11 protein-coding genes are annotated in these 12627 nt (G+C 71.6%); 1 reads left to right on the forward strand and 10 read right to left on the reverse strand.

The window, feature by feature from the left end; genetic code table 11:
* Positions 1 to 107 precede the first annotated feature (107 nt).
* From ADK36_RS43310 to bldG, 3 genes are all read right to left on the reverse strand, one after another.
* Entirely contained in the window at positions 108 to 2513 is a 2406-nt protein-coding gene (locus ADK36_RS43310; protein WP_048586720.1) for a sodium-translocating pyrophosphatase, read from the reverse strand.
* A 356-nt stretch (positions 2514 to 2869) separates the two neighbouring features.
* The gene (locus ADK36_RS43315; protein WP_048586721.1) at positions 2870 to 3307 is read right to left on the reverse strand and encodes an ATP-binding protein; all 438 of its coding nucleotides are present in this window, start codon (positions 3305 to 3307) and stop codon (positions 2870 to 2872) included.
* A gap of 121 nt (positions 3308 to 3428) precedes the next feature.
* On the reverse strand, positions 3429 to 3770 hold the full coding sequence (gene bldG / locus ADK36_RS43320) for an anti-sigma factor antagonist BldG (protein WP_003975386.1): 342 nt from the start codon (positions 3768 to 3770) through the stop codon (positions 3429 to 3431).
* A gap of 83 nt (positions 3771 to 3853) precedes the next feature.
* On the opposite strand from bldG, the gene ADK36_RS43325 reads away from it, so the two are divergent.
* On the forward strand, positions 3854 to 6523 hold the full coding sequence (locus ADK36_RS43325) for a DEAD/DEAH box helicase (protein ID WP_234330095.1): 2670 nt from the start codon (positions 3854 to 3856) through the stop codon (positions 6521 to 6523).
* Here ADK36_RS43325 and ADK36_RS43330 read toward each other — a convergent pair.
* The 7 genes from ADK36_RS43330 to ssd form a co-directional block, all read right to left on the reverse strand.
* The gene (locus ADK36_RS43330) at positions 6486 to 6944 is read right to left on the reverse strand and encodes an Rv3654c family TadE-like protein (protein ID WP_048586727.1); all 459 of its coding nucleotides are present in this window, start codon (positions 6942 to 6944) and stop codon (positions 6486 to 6488) included. The genes ADK36_RS43325 and ADK36_RS43330 overlap by 38 nt on opposite strands.
* Before the next feature lie 77 nt (positions 6945 to 7021).
* Positions 7022 to 7351: a TadE family type IV pilus minor pilin gene (locus ADK36_RS43335; protein ID WP_053201548.1), complete on the reverse strand. Its 330-nt coding sequence runs from the start codon at positions 7349 to 7351 to the stop codon at positions 7022 to 7024.
* Positions 7352 to 7421: 70 nt separating this feature from the next.
* Positions 7422 to 7631, reverse strand: coding sequence for a DUF4244 domain-containing protein (locus ADK36_RS43340; RefSeq protein WP_048586722.1), 210 nt, complete (start codon positions 7629 to 7631; stop codon positions 7422 to 7424).
* Between the two features lie 190 nt (positions 7632 to 7821).
* Positions 7822 to 8622, reverse strand: coding sequence for a type II secretion system F family protein (locus tag ADK36_RS43345; RefSeq protein ID WP_053201525.1), 801 nt, complete (start codon positions 8620 to 8622; stop codon positions 7822 to 7824).
* Positions 8623 to 8661: 39 nt separating this feature from the next.
* Complete coding sequence (locus ADK36_RS43350; RefSeq protein ID WP_053201527.1) at positions 8662 to 9522, reverse strand: type II secretion system F family protein; 861 nt, start codon at positions 9520 to 9522, stop codon at positions 8662 to 8664.
* A 141-nt stretch (positions 9523 to 9663) separates the two neighbouring features.
* On the reverse strand, positions 9664 to 10866 hold the full coding sequence (locus ADK36_RS43355; protein WP_048587255.1) for a TadA family conjugal transfer-associated ATPase: 1203 nt from the start codon (positions 10864 to 10866) through the stop codon (positions 9664 to 9666).
* A gap of 383 nt (positions 10867 to 11249) precedes the next feature.
* Positions 11250 to 12377, reverse strand: a complete 1128-nt coding sequence (ssd, locus tag ADK36_RS43360; RefSeq protein ID WP_053201528.1) for a septum site-determining protein Ssd — start codon at positions 12375 to 12377, stop codon at positions 11250 to 11252.
* Between the last annotated feature and the right edge of the window lie 250 nt (positions 12378 to 12627).

The raw sequence follows: 12627 nt of genomic DNA on the forward strand, positions 1-12627 counted from the left end.
TGTGAGAGAAGGGTCACGGCTAGGGCGTGAACACGCACAAGGCGGGCGGGCGGCACGCCAACGCGCGCCACCCGCCCGCCTCTTGAGCTGGGCCGTCGTAAGACCGCCTACGAAACCACCGCGGGATCGGCCGGTTTGGCCACCCTGTCGGCGTTGCCTTCGTCACCCATGGCGATGCCTCGCCGCTTGGAGACGTAGACCGCACCGACGATCACGAGGAGCGAGGCGACGGCGATCACGACCCGTACGCCGGTGTTCTTGTCCTCGCCGTAGCTGAACTGGATGACCGCGGGCGCGATGAGCAACGCGACCAGGTTCATCACCTTCAGCAACGGGTTGATCGCGGGACCGGCGGTGTCCTTGAAGGGGTCGCCGACCGTGTCGCCGATCACCGTGGCGGCATGGGCCTCACTGCCCTTGCCGCCGTGGTGGCCGTCCTCGACGAGCTTCTTGGCGTTGTCCCAGGCACCGCCGGAGTTGGCCAGGAACACCGCCATCAGCGTGCCGGAGCCGATCGCGCCCGCCAGGAACGCGCCCAGGGCGCCGACACCGAGCGTGAACCCGATGAAGATGGGTGCCAACACGGCGAGCAGACCGGGCGTGGCGAGCTCGCGCAGGGCATCCCGGGTGCAGATGTCGACGACCTTGCCGTACTCCGGCTTCTCCGTGTAGTCCATGATCCCGGGCCGCTCACGGAACTGCCGCCGCACCTCGTAGACCACGGAACCCGCCGACCGCGACACGGCGTTGATGGCGAGGCCCGAGAAGAGGAAGACGACCGCCGCGCCCGCGATGAGGCCGACGAGGTTGTTGGGCTGCGAGATGTCCATCATCAGGTTCATCGGCGCGCCTTCGCCGCTGAGTTTCTCGCCCACGTCCCGCGCGCCGGTGGTGATGGCGTCGCGGTACGACCCGAAGAGCGCCGCTGCCGCCAGGACGGCGGTGGCGATGGCGATGCCCTTGGTGATGGCCTTGGTGGTGTTGCCGACCGCGTCCAGGTTGGTGAGCACCTGAGCACCCGCGCCCTCGACGTCGCCGGACATCTCGGCGATGCCCTGCGCGTTGTCGGAGACCGGACCGAAGGTGTCCATGGCGACGATCACACCGACCGTGGTGAGCAGGCCGGTGCCGGCCAGCGCCACCGCGAACAGCGCCAGCATGATCGATGTGCCGCCGAGCAGGAACGCCCCGTACACGCCGAGGCCGATCAGCAGGGCGGTGTAGACCGCCGATTCGAGACCGACGGAGATACCGGCGAGGACGACGGTGGCGGGACCGGTGAGCGAGGTCTTGCCGATGTCCATGACCGGGCGGCGGTTGGTCTCGGTGAAGTAGCCGGTCAGCTGCTGGATGACGGCGGCCAGCACGATGCCGATCGCCACGGCGACGAGCGCGAGGATCCGCGGGTCGCCGTCCTTGCCCGCGATCGCCGCGTCGGTGACGCCCTCGAGGTCGGCGTACGACGACGGCAGGTAGATGAACACGGCGATCGCGACCAGCACGATCGAGATCACCGCGGAGATGAAGAACCCGCGGTTGATCGCCGTCATGCCGCTGCGGTCGCTGCGGCGCGGGGCCACCGCGAAGATGCCAATCATCGCGGTGATCACGCCGATCGCGGGCACGATCAGCGGGAAGGCGAGCCCGGAGTCACCGAACGCCGCCGATCCGAGGATCAGCGCGGCGACCAGGGTCACGGCGTACGACTCGAAGAGGTCGGCCGCCATGCCCGCGCAGTCGCCGACGTTGTCGCCCACGTTGTCGGCGATGGTCGCGGCATTGCGCGGGTCGTCCTCCGGAATGCCCTGCTCGACCTTTCCGACCAGGTCGGCGCCGACGTCGGCGGCCTTGGTGAAGATGCCGCCGCCGACACGCATGAACATCGCGATCAGCGCGGCACCGAGTCCGAATCCTTCGAGCACCTTCGGCGCGTCGGCCGCGTAGACCAGCACCACACAGGAGGCGCCCAGCAGACCGAGCCCCACTGTGAACATGCCGACGACGCCGCCCGTGCGGAAAGCGATCTTCATGGCTTTGTGCGAGACGGCGGTGAGATCCTTTTCCGGTTCGCCCTCCGCTGGGGTCGCTTCCCGTGCGGCCGCGGCGACACGCACATTGCTGCGTACGGCGAGCCACATGCCGATATAGCCGGTGGCCGCCGAGAACGCGGCGCCGATCAAGAAGAACACCGATCGGCCGATGCGCTGATTCCAGTCGTCCGCGGGCAGCAGCATGAGCAGGAAGAACACGATGACGGCGAATACGCCGAGCGTGCGCAACTGCCGGGCCAGATAGGCGTTGGCGCCTTCCTGGATGGCCGTCGCGATCTTCTTCATGCTGTCGGTGCCCTCGCCCGCCGCGAGCACCTGGCGCACGAGAACGCCGGCGACCACGAGCGCTGCCAGCGCGACAACGCCGATGACCGTGATGATGATCCGGTTGTCGTCGGTGAGCACTGCGGCTGCGAGGGTTGTGGGGTGGTCAAGCTGATGAGGGGTAGAAAGCCCCGCCATTCGTCCTCCTTGACGCTTGGGCTGAGCTCAAGATGTGGACGGATTCTAGGTACCCGAACCTGATCAAAACAGAGCGCGGTAAACGGAATTAGCCTTCACATGCCGTTCAGCAAATGATCGACATCACGCCACTGAACCCGAAAGCGCTAATGCCTCAAAACCATTGACGCCCGCATTTACTTGATCAAATTACCGGTAGATTGATCGTGAATTCCTTCACGAATTCCCCTGCGTCGATGGCGCAAACGCGAAGGGGCCCTGCTGAGCAGGGCCCCTTCGCGTTGAGAGTGACTCGGGTTGAGAGTGACTCGGGTCGAGCGTGAGTCGTGTCGAGCGTGAGTCGGGTCGGCAGGTCGTCAGGTGAGCACCACGGCCGGCGGTGTGGTTGGCCAGGTCATACGAATCAACCCGCCGTGCTCCCCCGCGGAGACCTCCACGTCGTCGACGAGGCCGCTGATGACCGCGAGGCCCATCTCGTCCTCCTCGGCATCCACTTCACCGTCGTCGCCCGCGGCACCGCTTGCCCGCTCACCGGGAACGGAGCGCGGCGCCTCATCGCCGACCTCGATGGAGAACTGTTTCTCCTCCTCGATCAACGACACCTTCACCGGCGCCGTGATGCCGACACTCTGATGCAGTCCGACGGCACGGGTGCAGGCCTCGCCGACAGCGAGCCTGACCTCGTCCAGGACGGCCTCGTCCACTCCGGCCCTGCGCGCCACCGCTGCCGCCACCAACCGGGCGGTCCTGACGTGCTCGGGCAGCGCGCTGAAGCGGAGTTCAACGGTGGCCATGCATCCCCCTCGGAACTACGGGCGTGCTGTCCGGAGGACCGGGCTGCCGAAAGCCCGAACCCCCTTCGCTTTCAACTTCTGCCGCCCCGGGCACGCCCTGCGGCGGGCCCGGGTCCGGTGGTCAGTCGGTCGCCGCCACCGCTTCCTCGACCGAGGTGTGGATCGGGAACACCTTGGTGAGACCGGTGATACGGAAGATCTTGAGAATGCGCTCCTGGTTGCAGACCAGGCGCAGGGAGCCCTCATGGGCACGCACACGCTTCAGGCCGCCGACCAGCACGCCGAGCCCGGTGGAGTCGAGGAAGTCCACGCCCTCCATGTCTACGACGAGGTGGAAACTCCCGTCGTTCACCAGCTCGACCAGCTGCTCGCGCAGCTTGGGCGCGGTATATACGTCGATTTCGCCACCGACCTCGACGACCGTACGATCGCCGACGGTACGGGTCGACAGGGACAGGTCCACGGATCCTCCAGCACCTTGCTAATCGAGCGGTCGCCCCTCGGGACACCTCGGCTTGCAGCCCCCAGGACGGTTCGCCAGCCGCGATGGCATTCAATCACTTACCGGCAGGCGTGCACGACGCCTTGGTCCCATTGTCCGTCACGCCAGTGACACACTCGGTGCCGATGGCCAAGAATCACCGATCCGATCGATCCCCGACGGGCCCCGGTTCCCGGGTGGACCCGGGCGCGGTGCTGGGCCGACTCGCCTCGGGGCCGAGCCGGGCTTCGCGCATCACTCATACGGAGCATGTGCCCCCGCGGGAGGGTCGCCATGCCGTCTGGCCCGACCGGATCCGTGCGGAGATCATCGCCGCGGTGCAGACGGCGGGAATCGAACATCCCTGGGCCCACCAGGCACGCGCCGCCGAGCACGCCCTGGACGGCGACTCCGTGGTCGTCGCCACGGGCACGGCGTCCGGCAAGTCGCTGGCCTACCTCGTGCCGGTCCTGTCGACGCTTCTGGACGGCTCCGAGGCGCCGAACGGCCGCGGCGCCACCGCTCTCTACCTGGCCCCCACCAAAGCCCTTGCGGCGGACCAGTGCCGTTCGGTGAAGGAACTTTCACATCCGCTGGGCAATTCTGTTCGCCCTGCCGTGTACGACGGCGATACTCCATTCGAGGAACGCGAGTGGATCCGCCAGTACGCCAACTACGTCCTCACCAACCCCGACATGCTGCACCGCGGCATACTCCCGTCCCACCCCCGCTGGTCCTCCTTCCTCAAGTCGCTGAAGTACGTCGTCATCGACGAGTGCCACACCTACCGCGGTGTCTTCGGCTCCCACGTCGCCCAGGTCCTGCGCCGTCTGCGCCGCCTCTGCGCCCGCTACGGCGCCTCTCCCGTCTTCCTGCTGGCCTCCGCGACCTCCGCCGAGCCCGCGGTGGCCGCCCGCCGTCTCACCGGCCTTCCCGTGGTCGAGGTCGCCGACGACGCCTCCCCTCGCGGCGAACTGGTCTTCGCCCTCTGGGAGCCCCCGCTCACCGAGCTCCAGGGTGAGAAGGGTGCGCCCGTCCGCCGTACCGCCACCGCCGAGACGGCCGACCTGCTGACCGACCTCGCCGTCCAGGGCATCCGCTCGGTCGCCTTCGTCCGCTCCCGGCGTGGCGCCGAGCTGATCTCGGTCATCGCCCAGGAACGCCTCGCCGAGGTCGACCGCTCCCTCGCCCGGCGTGTCGCGGCGTACCGCGGCGGCTACCTCCCCGAGGAGCGCCGCGCCCTGGAACAGGCCCTCCACTCCGGCGAACTCCTCGGCCTGTCCGCCACCACCGCCCTGGAACTCGGCATCGACGTCTCCGGCCTGGACGCCGTCCTGATCGCCGGCTACCCGGGCACGCGCGCGTCCCTGTGGCAGCAGGCGGGCCGGGCGGGCCGCTCCGGGCAGGGCGCGCTGGCCATCCTGATCGCCCGTGACGACCCGCTGGACACCTACCTCGTCCACCACCCCGAGGCCCTGTTCGACCGCCCGGTGGAGTCGACGGTCCTCGACCCCGACAACCCGTACGTCCTGGCCCCGCACCTGTGTGCGGCAGCCGCGGAGATCCCGCTGACGGACGAGGACCTGGAGCTGTTCGGCCCCGAGACCGAGGCGCTGTTGCCGCAGCTGGAGGCCGCGAAGCTGCTGCGCCGCCGCACGAAGGCCTGGCACTGGACGCGCCGGGAGCGGGCCGCCGACCTGACCGACATCCGCGGTGGGGGCGGCCGTCCGGTCCAGGTGGTCGAGTCCGGGACGGGCCGGCTGCTCGGCACGGTCGACGCGGGCGCCGCGCACGGCACGGTCCACGAGGGCGCGGTCCATCTGCACCAGGGCCGTACGTACCTGGTGCGTTCCCTCGACCTGGAGGACTCGGTCGCCCTGGTCGAGGAGGCAGCCCCGCCGTACTCGACGGTCGCCCGCGACACGACGTCGATCTCCGTCCTGGAGACGGACACCGAGGTCCCGTGGGGTGACGGCCGGCTGTGCTACGGCTCCGTCGAGGTCACCAACCAGGTGGTCTCCTTCCTGCGCCGCCGGCTGATCACCGGCGAAGTACTGGGCGAGACGAAACTCGACCTCCCTCCTCGTACGCTGCGCACCCGTGCGGTGTGGTGGACGGTCACCGAGGACCAGCTGGACGAGGCCCGGATCAACCCGGAGATCCTCGGCGGCGCCCTGCACGCCGCCGAGCACGCCTCGATCGGCCTGCTGCCCCTCTTCGCTACCTGCGACCGCTGGGACATCGGCGGCGTCTCGATCCCGCTGCACCCCGACACGCTGCTCCCCACGGTCTTCGTCTACGACGGCCACCCCGGCGGCGCGGGCTTCGCGGAACGTGCCTTCCACACCGCCCGCACCTGGCTCACGGCCACCCGTGAGGCCATCGCCTCCTGCGAGTGCGACGCCGGTTGCCCGTCCTGCATCCAGTCCCCCAAGTGCGGCAACGGGAACGATCCGCTGCACAAGCGGGGGGCCGTGCGGCTGCTCACTGTGCTGCTGCGGGGAGCACCGGAGGGGAAGGGGGAGTCCGCCCTGGACCGGGAGGGGGAGCCCGTCCTGGACCAGGAGGGGGAGCCCGCCCCGGCTCCTGAGCGGCGAGAGGAGCCGACGGTGGCCACACAACCGGTCCAGGACCCGGCGTCCAACGGTTTGTCACCGCTGGGCCGAACGCCGGACTCCCCGTCTGCGGGTCGTCCGTCTACGGACCGTCCGTCGGCCGGTCGTCCGTTCCCGTAGGACCGAACGGCGGAGGCCCCGTCGGCAGGTTCGACCCCGGCGGCCCCGCAGGCCCCGCCCGCGCCCTGACCTCCGCCGTGAACGGCCCCCGGCCCGACGCCACCGTCACGTCCGACACCTCCCCCACCAGCACGCACCGCGCGAGCCGCACGCCCTGTGCCCGAGCCACCCGTTCCGCGCGGCCGCAGGCCGCCGTATCGCCCTCCGCCCAGTGGTCGGCCGCCGCCAGCGCCGCGAGATCCGCACCGCCTGCCGCACGGTGCCGGGTCACGACGGCGTGTCCCAGGGCGAGTACGACGCCGAAGACGACACAGAGCACGGTGATGGCGCCGACGCTCCAGACGGTGGCGGAGCCTCGGTCGGAGCGGAGGCCGGCGGCAGGGCCTCGGACGGCGTATCGGCCGACGGCAGGCCACCGGATTGCACGTCGGCCAACGGCACGGCACTGAGCTGCGTGTCGGCCGATGACTGCTCTGCGGAACCGTGAGAAACCCTTTCTCATGTCCCCTCCCCCACCCTCTCCTCCGCCATCGCCACGGCCTCCTCCCGTACCTCGACGGGGAGACCGCGCAGCACCGGCGGCTTGGCCACGACGACCACGCGGACCTCGTCCCCGTTCCGCCCCACCGTGACCGTCGCGCCGCGCGGTGCGACCTCACGGGTCACCTCGATGACCGCGTCGGCCGGATCCTGCCGGGCTGCCGCGCGGGCGCCCGTACGGGCCGCGTCCACACACTGGATCTGCGCGGCCACCACGAGCAGCCCCCACACCAGCGCCATCGCGAAGATCACCAGGACTGGAAGCACCACAGCCGACTCCGCCGTCACGAACCCCCGGTCCGAGCGCAGGTCCGGCCATGGGTCCAACCGTGCCTCCGATCCCTGCCCGCTCCTGCCCTCACATCCGCGCATCGAGGGCCTGCTTCACGATGTCCTGCAGCTCCGCGCTGACCTGCCCGCTCGTCACGACCTTGTAGAGCACCACGGCGAACGCCACCGCCGCGACGATCCCCATCGCGTACTCGGAGGTGACCATCCCCGCGTCGCTCCGCGCCGCCCGCGCCCTGCACACCAGGGCACGCATCCGCGCCCGTACCGCCTTGTACATCTCAGCCCCCGTAAGACTCAGTCCTGTTGAAACCAGTTGTTGAAGCCTGCGCTTGAAGCCGGCTGTGGAACATCTGCGGCCGAAATCCGAACTCGGACCCCGAACTCGCAACCCCGAACTCGGAACTTCCTCTACTGACCGGCCGCAGTTGCCGCCCGCCGCTCCGTCATCCCGTCACGCCGTCACCTCTTCACCCACCGCCCCCTCCCAGCACACCGCCCGCAAGCCCGATCACCACCGGCGCCACTCCGACCGCGATGAACGCGGGCAGGAAACACAGCCCCACCGGCGCGGAGACCATGACGGCCGCCCGTCTGGCCCGTTCCGTCGAGGTGCGGGCCCAGTCGGCGCGGGCCTCCGTGGCGAGGCGTGCGACCGGTCCGGCCGCCGGGAGCCCCGACACATCGGCCCGTTCCAGCAACCGCGCCAGCGCCCCGGCCCGTGGCAACGACGCCAGCCGCTGCCACGCCTCACCCGGCTCACCACCCAGCCGCACCTCCGCGGCGCCTCGCGCCAGCACGTCGCCCACGGGGCCGCCCAGGGCCTCGCCGACAGCCTGCGCCGCGATCACCGGACCGGCTCCCGCAGCGATACAGGCCGCCAACAGATCCGCCGCGAGCGGAAGTTGCCGAGCCACCTCACCGGCGTCGTGCTCCGCCACGGCACCGACCGCATCCTGCCGACGCCGCCAGAGCCACAGCCCGCCGGCGACGACCAGACCCACCGCCAGACCGGCGACACCGCCGACGAGCGCCCAACCGGCGGCCACGACCGCCGCCATGGGCAGCACGCGCCGCACGCCGCGCCGGACGTCGGACCGTCGGCGGTTCGACACCACGGTCGACACCACGTCCGCCGTCGTCATCAATCCGGCGAGCCGTCGCCGTGCCCTGCGCTCGTGCCGGGCCACGGCCCACCAACGCAGCAGCCACCCCACGGCCAGTGCCACCCCCACGGCCGTCCCCAGCCTGTGGACAACCTCCGCACTCACACCGTCACCTCCCTCTCGCGCCCCGACCGGTTCGAGTCCTCACGCCGCCTCCGCTCCCCGCACGATCCGCATCGCCCACCACATCCCCAGCCCCTCCAGCGCCCCGCCGACCACCAGGCACCCGATCCCCGCCCCGGTATGCAGCAGCACATGCAGCGGCTCAGCCCCCATCGCGGCACCGAGCAGCAGCCCGAGGACCGGCAGGCCGGCGAGCATCACCACCGTCGACCGAGCCCCGGCCAACTGGGCTCTCAAGTCGGCACGTTGGTCCCGTTCAGCCCGTAACGCACCTTCCAGCCGGTCGAGTCCGGCCGCGAGCCCCGCGCCCTGGTCCACGGCCACCCGCCAGCACGCCGCCAGGCCCAACAGGCCCTCGGCGCCTGGCTGCCGTCCCGCGGCGGCGATCGCGCCCGGCACATCTCCGCCGAACCTCGCCGCCGCCAGCACCGCGGCCTGCGCCTCACCGAGCCCACGGGAGTCCCGCGCCGCCCACAGCAACGCCTCACCGGGTTGCCGTCCCGCCCGCACCTCCCCGGCGAGCGCTCCGCACAGCGCGATCACCGCGTCCCCGCGGCGTTCCCGCGCCCGCCTCGCCTCCCCCGCCAGCCGCACCCGCCGCAGCAACGGCACTCCGACCGCCCCCGCCACGACCGGCAGCACCGACGAGCCCAGCACGGCCAGCGCCAGCCCAACAGCCGGCGCCCACCATTCGGCCCGCAGCCGCCCTCGCAGCCGCCGCAGCTCCCCGGCCAGCTGCCGCCAGTCGGGCGGACCGGCACCCACCGCCCCACCGCCCGCGAGCAGCAACTGCGCCCGTCGCGCCCCGGAGTTCGGCCCGCCCAGTAAGCAGACCGCCGCCCCGAGACACACAACGGCCGCTCCCCACGACACCTCACCCACTCAGCTCACCGAACCCCTCGTGCCACCGACGCTCGTCATGCCACCGAACCCCTCATGCCACCGACTCCTCATGTCACCGAACCCCGCATGTCACCAAGACCGTCACGATCACCACAGCCCTTCGGCCCGCCGCCCGCACCCTCACTGCCACGCCCCTTCCGGCGCGCCCGCGCCCGCACTGCCACGGCGCCCCTCATCGCCCTCACCCCGAAGCAGCCCCCGCAGCCGCTCCCACCCCCGCTCGCAGACGAACCCCTCCGCGCGCCACCGCAACGCCGGTACCGTCCGCACCAACCCCGACGGCTCCCGCTCCAGCACATGCACCTCCGCGATCCGCCGACGCCCGGACCGGTCGCGTACGAGATGGAGTACGACCGACAGCGCGGCAGCCAACTGGCTGTGCAGGGCGGCCCGGTCGAGCCCGGCCGCCGTGCCGAGGGCCTCAAGGCGGGTCGGGACGTCGGCCGCCGCGTTGGCGTGGACGGTCCCGCAGCCCCCTTCGTGGCCGGTGTTCAACGCGGCCAGCAGATGGACCACTTCGGCCCCCCGCACCTCGCCCACGACCAGCCGGTCCGGCCGCATCCGCAGCGCCTGCCGCACCAGGTCCTCAAGGGTGACGAGCCCGGCACCCTCCTGGTTGGCGGGTCTGCTCTCCAGCCGTACGACATGAGGGTGTTCCGGCCTGAGCTCCGCCGAGTCCTCCGCGAGCACGATCCGCTCGCCCGCCCCGACCAGCCCGAGCAACGCGCTCAGCAGCGTCGTCTTGCCGCTGCCCGTCCCACCGCTGATGAGAAACGACAACCGTGCGTCGACCAGCGCCCGCAGCACCCGGTCCCCACCCGGCGGTACCGTGCCGGCCGCGACCAGCTCGTCGAGCGTGAACGCCCTCGGCCGTACCACCCGCAGCGCCAGGCAGGCGCAGCCGACGGCGACCGGTGGCAGCACCGCGTGCAGCCGGGTCCCGTCGGGCAGTCGGGCGTCCACCCAGGGCCGCGCGTCGTCCAGTCGCCGCCCGGCCACCGCGGCAAGGCGTTGCGCGAGGCGTCGTACCGCCGCGGCGTCCGGGAAGGACACGGAGGTCAGCTCCAGGCCGCCGCCCCGATCGACCCAGACCCGGTCCGGCGCCGACACCAGCACGTCCGTCACCGACGGATCGGCGAGCAGCGGCTCCAGCGGACCGCTCCCGACCAGCTCGGACCGCAACTGCTGGGCGGCCCCGAGGACTTCGGCGTCGCCCAGCACCCTGCCCTGCTCCCGCAGGGCCTGCGCCACGCGCGCGGGCGTGGGCTCGCCGCCGCTCTCGGCCAGCCACTGCCGCACCCCGTCGAGCAGCCCCGACGGCATACCCGCCCCGGCAGCCGTCCTGTTCGATGCCCATGGCCCAGCCGCGGGCCAGCCTCGATCGGCCGACTCCCGCCGTTCGGTGGCCGTGCTCGCCGCAACCTCAGGCCGGCGCCGCACCACAACGGCCCTCGTCGAGCCGTGCTGCCCCCGCCGTGCCGCATCGGCGCTGACCGAACCGTCCGACCCCCGCGGCGCGACAGCTTCGCTCGCCGAGCCCTCCAACGCCCATTTCGGGGCGGCCCTGCGGGCCCTCCCGCCCGGCGTCCCGCACGACCGCCACCGCTCGGGAGACGCCCGCACCGAACCACCCGTGCCACCGCTCACCCAGTCCAACCCCGCACCCGGCCTCATGCCCTCACCCATGCCGCCACTCATGCCGTCGTTCATGCCGCCCTCGCCTCAAGCACCGCGCGCTCCCAGAACTCCCGGCAGAACCGCGCCAGCGGCCCACGCCCCACCGCCCCCGGAGGCTCCTTGCTCTCGTGCGGCGGCAGCAGTCCCGACTCCAGCGGCACCTCACCCAGCAGCGGCAGCTCCAGCAGACGCGCCACCTCGCGGTCGTCGAGCCCGGGCGCGTACGGCCCGCGTACGGCCACCCGCAGGTCCCGCAGGACCAACTGGACCGCGGAGGCCACCTGGCGAGCCGCCGCGACGGCGCGCAGTTCGGCGGGGACCACGAGGATGCCGACGTCGAGTTGGGCGAGGGCCTCGGTCACCCCGTCGTCGATACGGCGGGGCAGGTCGACGACGACCGTGCCGCCCCGGCGCCGGGCCGCGGCCAGCACCGCGCGCATCGCCGGTGGCGGGACGGCGACGCAGGCGCCGCGATCCCAGCTCAGGACCCGCAGGGAGTGCAGTTTCGGCAGCGACTCCTCCAGGGCGCCGCTGCCGAGCCGCCCGCGTGAACCGGCGAACGCGGGCCAGCGCAGTCCGTCGGCCGCCTCGCCGCCGAGGACCACGTCGAGTCCGCCGCCCAGCGGGTCGCCGTCCACGAGCAGCGTGCGCAGCCCCTCCCGCGCGGCGGTCACGGCGAGGGCACACGCGAGCGTGGAAGCTCCGGCCCCACCGCGTCCGCCGATGACGCCGACGGTGAGGGCAGGGCGGCCGACACCCTCGGCGACATCGGCGATGCGGTCGACCAGCCACTGCTCGCCGTCGGGCAGCATCAGGACGTGATCCGCGCCGATCTCGACGGCCCGGCGCCAGACCCCGGAGTCGTCCTGATCCCGGCCGACGAGCACCACTCCCCGTCTGCGGGCGACCCCGCGCACGCGGCGTGCGGCGTCTTCGCCGACCAGGACGAGCGGCGCGGCCTCCCAGCTGCCCCTGGGCTCGGGCACTCCGTGGTGGACCTCGGGTGTGGCGCCGGCCGCCGCGCACAGGCGCAGCAGGTCGTCGAGCAGTTCGGCGTCTTCCGTGACGATCAACGGCTTGCCCGGCCGCCCGGAGGCGGCGGGCTGCGGATCGTCTGTGACGACTGCGGTCACGGTTTCCGTCCCCCTTCGCTGCATCACTCGCGCAGCCCTGCGGCCCCGCGATTCCCAAACGTGTGAAGAACCGGCAACCGGCCTCCATATGAACGGCCGATACGAACCGGCCAAACACGCCCGACTAACCAGAACCGGCCATGAAGTCGGCCTGAGCGGTGCGCGTTGGAATCACGGTGCAGCGATCCCGGAAATCGTGTGGATCTTGGTCGATAACTGTGGACAACTCGGTGGTTGTGAATATCGCCGTCACCCAAACCGGTGACCCCCGCAC

The organism is Streptomyces viridochromogenes (assembly GCF_001270495.1).
GTDB lineage: Bacteria > Actinomycetota > Actinomycetes > Streptomycetales > Streptomycetaceae > Streptomyces > Streptomyces viridochromogenes_A.

What these genes read in the sequence shown, in the direction of transcription:
- ADK36_RS43310 (WP_048586720.1), bottom strand. Translation starts at nt 2,513, where the DNA reads ATGGCGGGGCTTTCTACCCCTCATCAGCTTGACCACCCCACAACCCTC.
- ADK36_RS43315 (WP_048586721.1), bottom strand. Translation starts at nt 3,307, where the DNA reads ATGGCCACCGTTGAACTCCGCTTCAGCGCGCTGCCCGAGCACGTCAGG.
- ADK36_RS43325 (WP_234330095.1), top strand. Translation starts at nt 3,854, where the DNA reads ATGGCATTCAATCACTTACCGGCAGGCGTGCACGACGCCTTGGTCCCA.
- ADK36_RS43340 (WP_048586722.1), bottom strand. Translation starts at nt 7,631, where the DNA reads ATGTACAAGGCGGTACGGGCGCGGATGCGTGCCCTGGTGTGCAGGGCG.
- ADK36_RS43355 (WP_048587255.1), bottom strand. Translation starts at nt 10,866, where the DNA reads ATGCCGTCGGGGCTGCTCGACGGGGTGCGGCAGTGGCTGGCCGAGAGC.
- ssd (WP_053201528.1), bottom strand. Translation starts at nt 12,377, where the DNA reads ATGCAGCGAAGGGGGACGGAAACCGTGACCGCAGTCGTCACAGACGAT.